Annotated in this window: 3 protein-coding genes and 3 rRNA genes; 4 read left to right on the top strand and 2 right to left on the bottom strand. The window is 36.0% G+C overall.

All coding sequences use genetic code 11. From position 1 onward, the window contains the following. Nucleotides 1–125 (top strand): 23S ribosomal RNA (locus tag LDX58_RS25375); the annotation flags it as partial. 95 nt (nucleotides 126–220) lie between these two features. Then, nucleotides 221–336, top strand: a 5S ribosomal RNA gene (gene rrf / locus LDX58_RS25370). A 117-nt stretch (nucleotides 337–453) separates the two neighbouring features. Here rrf and LDX58_RS25365 read toward each other — a convergent pair. Continuing rightward, nucleotides 454–1,233: a MerR family transcriptional regulator gene (locus LDX58_RS25365; protein ID WP_227940442.1), complete on the bottom strand. Its 780-nt coding sequence runs from the start codon at nucleotides 1,231–1,233 to the stop codon at nucleotides 454–456. Between the two features lie 314 nt (nucleotides 1,234–1,547). Then, nucleotides 1,548–2,291 carry a helix-turn-helix domain-containing protein gene (locus LDX58_RS25360; protein ID WP_227940441.1) on the bottom strand — a complete coding sequence of 248 codons (744 nt, stop codon included), beginning with the start codon at nucleotides 2,289–2,291 and terminating at the stop codon, nucleotides 1,548–1,550. 1,368 nt (nucleotides 2,292–3,659) lie between these two features. Here LDX58_RS25360 and LDX58_RS25355 point away from each other — a divergent pair. Together LDX58_RS25355 and LDX58_RS25350 are read left to right on the top strand one after the other, a co-directional pair. Continuing rightward, nucleotides 3,660–4,214, top strand: coding sequence for a recombinase family protein (locus tag LDX58_RS25355; protein WP_227940439.1), 555 nt, complete (start codon nucleotides 3,660–3,662; stop codon nucleotides 4,212–4,214). 663 nt (nucleotides 4,215–4,877) lie between these two features. Beyond that, nucleotides 4,878–4,945 (top strand): 16S ribosomal RNA (locus LDX58_RS25350); the annotation flags it as partial.

Raw genomic sequence — 4,945 nt, 5'->3', positions numbered from 1 at the left:
AAGATGAGATTTCCCATGGATTAATCCAGTAAGACCCCTTAGAGATGATGAGGTTGATAGGTCTGGTGTGGAAGCGTGGCGACACGTGGAGCTGACAGATACTAATCGGTCGAGGACTTATCCAATACTTTCTTGACACATGTTTACACATTATCTAGTTTTGAGAGAGTCATCTCAATATGAATACGATAACGATAAATTATCCGCTGTTCAATATAAGTCTGGTGACGATAGCGAAGAGGTCACACCCGTTCCCATGCCGAACACGGTCGTTAAGCTCTTCAGCGCCAATGGTAGTTGGGGGCTTCCCCCTGCGAGAGTAGGACGTTGCCATACAAAGTAATTGATTAACTCAACTTAAAAAACATAAAAAAGAGCAACTTTTCGTTGCTCTTTTTTATGTTTTTTAGGGAACTTTTTAATAAAAAGTAGTTGTGAACCACAAATAATCTCTTATAAACCATATTCATCTTTCATTCTTACTTCAAAGTATTGATTAATATACTGTCTTACAAAGCGGTCTTTAGCCTCATAATCCTCCACAATTCGGAACCACCATACTTTCTTCATTCGTTCTTCCTTAGGCTTTTGATACCAATACTCCAGGGCCTCATTTTCCAACTTGGACTCAACTCGCCGCTGAGTAAATAAGTCGTTTAAACGTTCCTGACGTTCTTCTTCAGGACTTTTTTGTTTTGGGACTTTTTCCAGTAATAATTTAGACGAGTTTTGAATAGCATTTTCAATATCACGTTGCTGTGGCAGTAAATTTTTCAACTGTTCATATTGTTGTTTTACTTCGGCGATTTGCGCGGCAGCTGTTTCTTCCATGGCTTTTTGCATTTCAATCCGGATTTCACGTTTTAAAGTCTCTTTATCAAGAATTTGTGAATCATTAGTGCTCAATTGAGGAAATGGACGAGTTTCGAAAAAATCAGGGATTTGCTGAAAAATAGCATTTAAAGACCAGTTTTCCTCACGTTTGGCTTTGATAAATAAGGCAATTTCTAAATCTTCTTGGTTATAACACTTCTCGTCAGTTTCTTCGATTCTGTTTATATAATGAATCTTTTTTTCTTCTAATTTTTTGAACCAATTGTCAACAGTATTATAGTGAATCGAACTCTTTGATCGTTCAGAGATCTCTTTTGCAAAATCAGTTATTTTCCACATTTTTTGTTCATCAATCATATCCTCACTCCTTTGATAACGACCTATTAATCCCGTTTTCATCACTTCTCCTCAACAGCGATGCACTAGTGATATGATAATCACTTCACCGTTGAATCACAAAAACCTTCTATAAAAAAAGCTGTAATGACAAGTTTTGTAGACCACTAGTGATAAGTGCGTCATAAATGGATCACTGATAGAAAGTCCTCCGTAGACAAGTAATCCTAATGGTTCGAGCAAAATAGTAGTTTGGAAATTTGCCCACAAAACTATTTTTAAGATTTAACTATAAATAACTTTAGCACTACCTCGGTTATTATTGTAAAACTCGAACATTATATTAAGCCTTATTATGTCAGGTTTGTTCCCTCTATCTATACATTTAACCAATTAAAGCTAGGTGCTTGAATAGTTTTGAGTTGTTGTCTTTGATGATCTAATCGTCTATGGTAAGTCTTTTTCATTTTGTGAAGTGCATTATTCTCTTCTCTGGCAATTACTTTATCAATGTAAGACGATAGGGCAAAAATTCCTTTTCCATTTCTTTCAACTGCATCAGATACTTTTAAAGAAACATAATCAACAATTTTCTCTAATGAAGGAGATATATTATATTTTTCTTGTTTTAGGTATAGATTGGTAGGAACTTTTTTTGTACCTTCAATGCTTGTCTCACTTAGAGTTTCAGAGATTTCTACTTCGCAAACTACTTCGCAATTTATTTTTAAAATCGATGCAATACGCTTATAATTAGAGTGGTCCTTAAAGATAATTACTGGGGTCTTGGCGCCGTTCGAATTAGGGTTTTCACGATAACCCACATGCACACGGCCACTTTCTTTTAATAGCTTGATAGCATTGTCTACCGTACGCAAAGAGACACCTACCTTTTCCGCAAGTGTTTCACGTCCGTTAAAGCTAAAACCACGATCAGAAGCCTTGTAAGCTATCTCATCAATAACAGCAGCTACTTTTTTTGCTTTACGATAAGAACGCCCTAATACGTCAGCAACGCTATCCAGTAAGCTATGTTTGATGTGCTGGCGCTCTTTTACATAGTCTGTTGCCTTTTCTAAATTAATTAACACCTTAAAATATTCGTTTACAATAATCTTCATTTTTCTCAGTCTCCCTTTTTATGGAAAACAAAAAAGCACACTCTCAATCAACCTGAAAATAACAAGGTTAACAGAATATGCTTCACAATTCGTGAAAATACCAAAACAAATCTATTGAAAAGTCAATAATTATTAGGTACAATGAACACATCTAATAACCTGTTGTGTTGGAACAGGCGAAAGTCATTTTCCGTTAGTTGTCGTAGGAAACACTAACATTATGGAAAATGGCTTTTTTATTTGTCCGAACTATTAAATTACTGATAATTTTACCATCCCTTGCCGATAGATGGTAGACTAATTTTCCAATTTAGTCATTTCCTATGTATTTAACTCTCAAATACTTCTTTAATTATCTGTTTTGTATCCCGAATATCTAAGCTTCCAGGTATACCTTCCACAGGAAAGACTAAGTGATAGTCAAAAGTTATTTACACCACCTTGCGCTGCAAGGTTTTCCGTCCTGCCTAATGGTCACGGTATTCCATACTTACATTTCTGACCATTAGGCAGGACTTTAGATAAATAACCCACTTACCTATACTAATGAAATTTTATGGTAGTGGCGGCAGGGGTTTAGCGAGTATTTAGAGCAACAGAAGGAACAGACAGCAGACAAGCTTTTTTTGCTGCGTAAAGCTATGGAGTGTTATCCTAACGCAACTCAGAAGGAACTAGCGGGGAAGCTAGAGGTAGACCGTTCATATATTAGTAAACTTCGGAAAAAATTAAATGTGTGACAGGTTGTTGCGCTTAAATTAAGGGGGTATGTAATACCTGCCCTTTAGGGCTTCCGTTTAGTGCTGGACAAGGTTGATTACTACTTATTTTATTATTTACGGGGTTCAGGGCTTAGCCTCGGAGTGAGGACAGCGCAGGTACACTTAGGATTGCTAGGATTTCTATGTGTTTTTTTTATCGCTGTTGCTAGAAGGCAATTTACTGGTTCTGGGGTTTTTAATGAATTTATTTGTTGTGTTAAAAAAGAATATTCATGGTTGTAGGTATGCACAAACTATGCAATTGGAAATGGTTGGTATGCACAAAGTCTACAATTCGTAAGGATTGATGTACCCATGAAAAAGTTAGGCTCTGCCTAACACCACAACACAGTTGGGGTCACTTTTTCCTTATGCTCTTTTTTTTCTTCTAAATGATTTAAAACGATCATTTCTTGTTAGCGTAGCGACGAGTTGTTTAAAAAAGTATCTCACGGAGCCATCGATTTTTTGTGTGATACTTTTTTCTTTCCTTAACTTGTGTCATAACTCAAAAGTATTGACACCGAATTCTCAAAGTGATAGTATCAGTATATACAAAGGTGTCACTACTTAGTGTCATAAGTGAAGAAGCAAAAGGGGTTACATAATGAAATATGGCTATGCTAGAGTCAGTACAATTAATCAAGATTTAAAGACACAAATACAAGCGCTAAAAAAGGAAAACTGTGACGTTATCTATTCTGAGAAATTTACAGGAACGAAAGCAGATCGACCTAAATTTATGGAGCTTCTTTCTAAACTAGAAGCAGAGGACACTTTAGTAGTAACTCAGTTAGATCGTTTTGCTCGATCAACAGTAGACGCAATAAACAAGGTGAAGCAGTTGTTTGAAAAAGGGGTTAAAGTACACGTCCTTAACATGGGGTTAGTTGAAGACACGCCAACAGGCAGATTAACTTTTAATATCATGAGTTCTTTCGCTGAATTTGAGCGTGATATGATTGTAGAGAGAACGCAAGAAGGAAAGGCTATTGCAAAGCAGCGAGAGGATTTCCGAGAAGGAAGACCAAACAAGTACAGTAAAAAGCAGATCGACCATGCGCTAGAATTGTTAGTCACAAATTCATATAAGCAAGTAGAAGAAATCACAGGCATTAGTAAAAGTACGCTAATACGAGCAAAAAGAAAGCAGACGAAATAATGAGCAAATAAGTAACGATCACACTTAACGATGCACTAATAACGAAGTTAGAACGAATAGCCACACTAAAGGGCATTACAATAGAAGAAGAAGCTATACAAGTGATGACAAAAATTTATTAGATGGTGCTGCTAGAGCAGCAAATAACTCGATAAATAGGTACGACGATAATAAAAAAGCCTCCCAGCAGTCGCTACCTATAGCACTGCCTTTTTTGTTACATTCCCAGAACGATAGGTTGTCTTCTTATTAATAGAAGAACTCTTAAAATGTTCCTTATTATATAGAAGAAGACTTAACTCACTTATAATTTATTGTTGTTATCTAAAAGAAGTTATGATAGCTTATTAAAGCTGACTAAAAATTAATTATAAAAAAAGACTTGCACGGAATTATTGTATGTGATATATTATTACTTGTCGCTAACAACGACAGAAAAGACATTCCGAGCAAATAAAAACTTCTTAAAAGAAATTGTTGCGCGGAATTAATTTATGTGATACAATAGATTTTGTCGCTAATAAACGAGTGACAAAACGAGTTCTTTGAAAACTGAACAAAAGCCAAGCGAAAAAGAGATACATGTTATCTCGTCAATTTTAAGTGATTTAGTAAAATCACAACGTATCGTTAGCGATACAGTTTGAGCACAAATCAAGCACTTTTATGGAGAGTTTGATCCTGGCTCAGGACGAACGCTGGCGGCGTGCCTAATACATGCAAGTCGAGCG

It is taken from the genome of Alkalihalobacillus deserti, from assembly GCF_020734105.1.
In the GTDB taxonomy this organism is placed as follows: Bacteria; Bacillota; Bacilli; order Bacillales; family Bacillaceae_D; genus Halalkalibacter; species Halalkalibacter deserti.
Note: the sequence above shows the minus strand (reverse complement) of the source record. Positions and strands in the feature narration are given on the sequence as shown.

Excerpts from the sequence above, each read along its gene's own strand:
- LDX58_RS25365 (WP_227940442.1), bottom strand. The coding sequence starts at position 1,233 with ATGAAAACGGGATTAATAGGTCGTTATCAAAGGAGTGAGGATATGATT.
- LDX58_RS25360 (WP_227940441.1), bottom strand. The coding sequence starts at position 2,291 with ATGAAGATTATTGTAAACGAATATTTTAAGGTGTTAATTAATTTAGAA.
- LDX58_RS25355 (WP_227940439.1), top strand. The coding sequence starts at position 3,660 with ATGAAATATGGCTATGCTAGAGTCAGTACAATTAATCAAGATTTAAAG.